The sequence below is a fragment of the Ruegeria sp. BE9 genome (assembly GCF_056538765.1).
The window spans coordinates 1-2,995 of record NZ_JBQFTS010000017.1 but is presented as its reverse complement, the minus strand read 5'-3'; the positions used below and the strand labels follow the sequence as shown (position 1 = coordinate 2,995).

The 2,995-nt window shown below is 44.6% G+C and carries 4 protein-coding genes; 2 read left to right on the top strand and 2 right to left on the bottom strand.

The features are described 5' to 3' along the window. Positions 1-790 (bottom strand): hypothetical protein (locus ACR0EO_RS22060; protein ID WP_480693056.1); only part of this gene is annotated, 790 nt, incomplete at its 3' end. Then, positions 783-1,016 carry a hypothetical protein gene (locus ACR0EO_RS22055; protein WP_029627478.1) on the bottom strand — a complete coding sequence of 78 codons (234 nt, stop codon included), beginning with the start codon at positions 1,014-1,016 and terminating at the stop codon, positions 783-785. The genes ACR0EO_RS22055 and ACR0EO_RS22060, both read right to left, overlap by 8 nt. Before the next feature lie 1,118 nt (positions 1,017-2,134). On the opposite strand from ACR0EO_RS22055, the gene ACR0EO_RS22050 reads away from it, so the two are divergent. Next, complete coding sequence (locus ACR0EO_RS22050; protein WP_029627482.1) at positions 2,135-2,377, top strand: type II toxin-antitoxin system ParD family antitoxin; 243 nt, start codon at positions 2,135-2,137, stop codon at positions 2,375-2,377. Beyond that, positions 2,370-2,654: a type II toxin-antitoxin system RelE/ParE family toxin gene (locus ACR0EO_RS22045; protein ID WP_012615283.1), complete on the top strand. Its 285-nt coding sequence runs from the start codon at positions 2,370-2,372 to the stop codon at positions 2,652-2,654. Before ACR0EO_RS22050 ends, ACR0EO_RS22045 begins: the two co-directional genes overlap by 8 nt. The last annotated feature ends 341 nt before the right edge of the window (positions 2,655-2,995 follow it).

The window sequence follows — 2,995 nt, the reverse complement described above, 5'->3', positions numbered from 1 at the left end:
CTTGGGCGTAGCTATGCCTTAGACCATGTGCTCCGGCACTCCAAGTTAATGCTCGATTTGATGCCGCGGTGAAAGAACTGGACCAACGATTACCGCCATTAATGTCGTAATAACTGGTGTAGTTCACTCCTCGATCGGTAATTTGCATCGGTTGATTCAGTCTGCGCTCTTCCAATCTTTCGGCAAGGCTTTGGGGAATGAGAATTTCACGGACAAGGCCGCCTTTTCCCTTTACGGTGTAACGCTCTCCATCTCGACCAGTGAATTTTTCTTTTAGTGCTGGCCTTGGGTCGGGTTTGCGTTCTTCGATGCGTTGCAGAGTATGAAGTTCATGCGCTCGAAGTCCTGCAGCGTGAGCGATTTCAGTCGCGAGCGCGTTGCGTTCGGTTTGGGCGTTGACCACCATTTGAATTTGTTCATTGGTGTAAGAGCGAGAGGAAAGAATTTGTTTATGCTCGGATTTTATAACGTCCAGCTTTTCCGTTTGGCCTAGTTTTCCCGTGACATTTTGCATCATCGATTGAATCGCCTGACGCTCCATATCTAAGGTTTTTTGCCCCACTTCAGCGGCTCTATCGGTCAAATACAGGTGTGCCTGTTCGACCGTTAAATCCCTCAGCCCACATTTAAATTCTGCATTGGCGTATTGGGCCACAATCGACAGACGTTCTTCGTAGTTACGAACGGTGCCAACGCTCGCTAGATTTTTCCCCTGCATCTGCTTCATAACGTTCGCGGCCTGCTTTTCAGCAACGGCTTTGGGATCTACGTTCTTTGCAAATTTAGCCATTTTTTTCTAACCATCTGAGAACGGTTGAATGGGCCACTTTGATCCGTTTATTGGTGCGAAGCCAACGCTGAAGCTCTGCGCCTGTTGCGCCAGCTTGATGTAGCTCTAAGAGTTGATGCTTGTATTTGTCGAGGCGTGATTTACGAGCGGAATAAGAGCGTTTCCGTATGGATTGTGTTTGAGCTTTCAGGGCTGAAAGTTCGCTTTGAACATCGAAGTCAGTCATTAGAGTTGAGTGCTTTTAAAACCTTCGTCCATGATGGTTTGTATATCGTCGACGTTGATTAACCATCGCGAACCGGCACTTTGCCATGTTCCATTGGATTGTTTGTATTCAACCTCTGGGAGGCGGCCAATAAAACCTTTGTGAGTGTTATAGAGTTTTTCGACCTCAAATGAGGTGCGAATATTCTCTCTTTGGTTGTAAGTGTATGACATTGTTTTTCCTTGTAAGAACATACAATCTCGAACATTCGAGACAGCGACAACTTAATGCCTATTCGCCAGTTTAGTGCTGTTGGGCACAAGGATTACCTGACCGTTTTCCTCTTCCATTTTCTTTGAATGACGTTCAAAGCACCGTCTCATTTTACCAGTTGAGAACTGTATAACGCGATTAAGCGCCTCGGAATTAACTGCTCCGGTGGACATTAACCAAGCTCAAAAGAGACTGACTGGCCTCTGTTTATTTTCAGATTGAACAGGGAAAAACAAACTCGCTTTAAGTAGCGACACACTATGAAACTGATTCACATCGTTGAGTAAATAATGCACTGAACTTGGTTAAAAATCAAATTTCGTATTTAATATGCGTCATTTAATATGCGTGAAATGTCTGAATCATTTGTTTTATAGGCCCTCGCTAGGTTAAACGAAGTTCTAACCTAGCGAGGGCGTGAGCGACCTCGAAATTTGCGAAGTGTCTCTCCCAAATTTGCAATGCGGAGCGAGCAAACAGGGAGGGACGCTGAGTGAATTTGATAGGGATATGAAGTGACAGCGTGATGAAAGATGAATGTTCACAACGAACATTTGGCGCCGAACTGACGCGCTGCGCTTGTCGCATCCCCACACCAAGAAAACGGCTTCGCCGATTTCCTGGTGTGGGGATGTTCAGTTTGGAAAACTCAAAGGCGTGGTAGTCTTATGAGTAGGTATGTTCTTGGGAGGTGGTTCTTATGAGTGGCCTATTTGTGATCATTGGTATCGCGTTGTTGATTAGTGTTTTCGCGCTTTACTCGCCACAGATAAGCGCATGGTGCGATAAGCAGCTTGCGAAAAAGAGAAAGTAAACCCATCACTTGCTGTATACTAATTGTGTTAATAATTCACACAGGTGGCTTTATGGGTAGAACAACAAGTGTCACCATTGGCGAATCGCTCGATGGCTTTATTGAAAAAATGATCGCAACAGGTCGTTACGGCTCAACAAGTGAAGTGATGAGAAGTGCATTGCGACTACTCGAACAACAAGAGAATCAACAAGACTTACTGCGAAAAGCGCTCGATGAGGGTGAGGCGAGCGGAGAGTGTTCCTTATCATTAAAAGAAGTGGCAGCAAGAAGAAAGGCCAAGCTGCATGTATAAACTTTCCCAAAAAGCAGCAGACGATTTTGGGGATATCTACGAATATACCTTTTTAAATTTTGGCGCAGAGCAAGCCGACAACTACACCGATGAAATGGAACAATGTTTACAAACTCTGTCAGAGGCACCATTCATTGGTCGAGATTGCTCCGAACTTCGTTCTGGCGTACGTCGTCATGATCATCAGAAACACGCCATTTTTTATCGAGTTCGAGAGTTCGATATCTTTGTTATCCGGATCTTGCACCAACAGATGAACCCAATGTTGCATCTTTAAATTACTTCATTTTTGATAAAACCTAGAAAAACGCCCCTTAGAGGGCGTTTTTTGTTTCAAACGAACAGCGCCATCTTTGCCCTGTAAATCGCCCTTAAAGCGTCACAAACTTTCAGTGCGGTTTGGCCGTAACTAAACCTATCTAGATGTTGAAAAGTGGTTTCTGGAGCGTCTGAGGGCGTGAGAGCGGTGTTTTCAGGTGCTATCTTCCCCATTTAACATATAACGCATAATGACTACCAAAATTGTTTGGCTTAATTTCATCAATTGTTCGGAAGGGGTATTCATGCCGAACAATTGATGAAGAAAACATGCTGACAGTGTTGGCACTGGCATTTTGT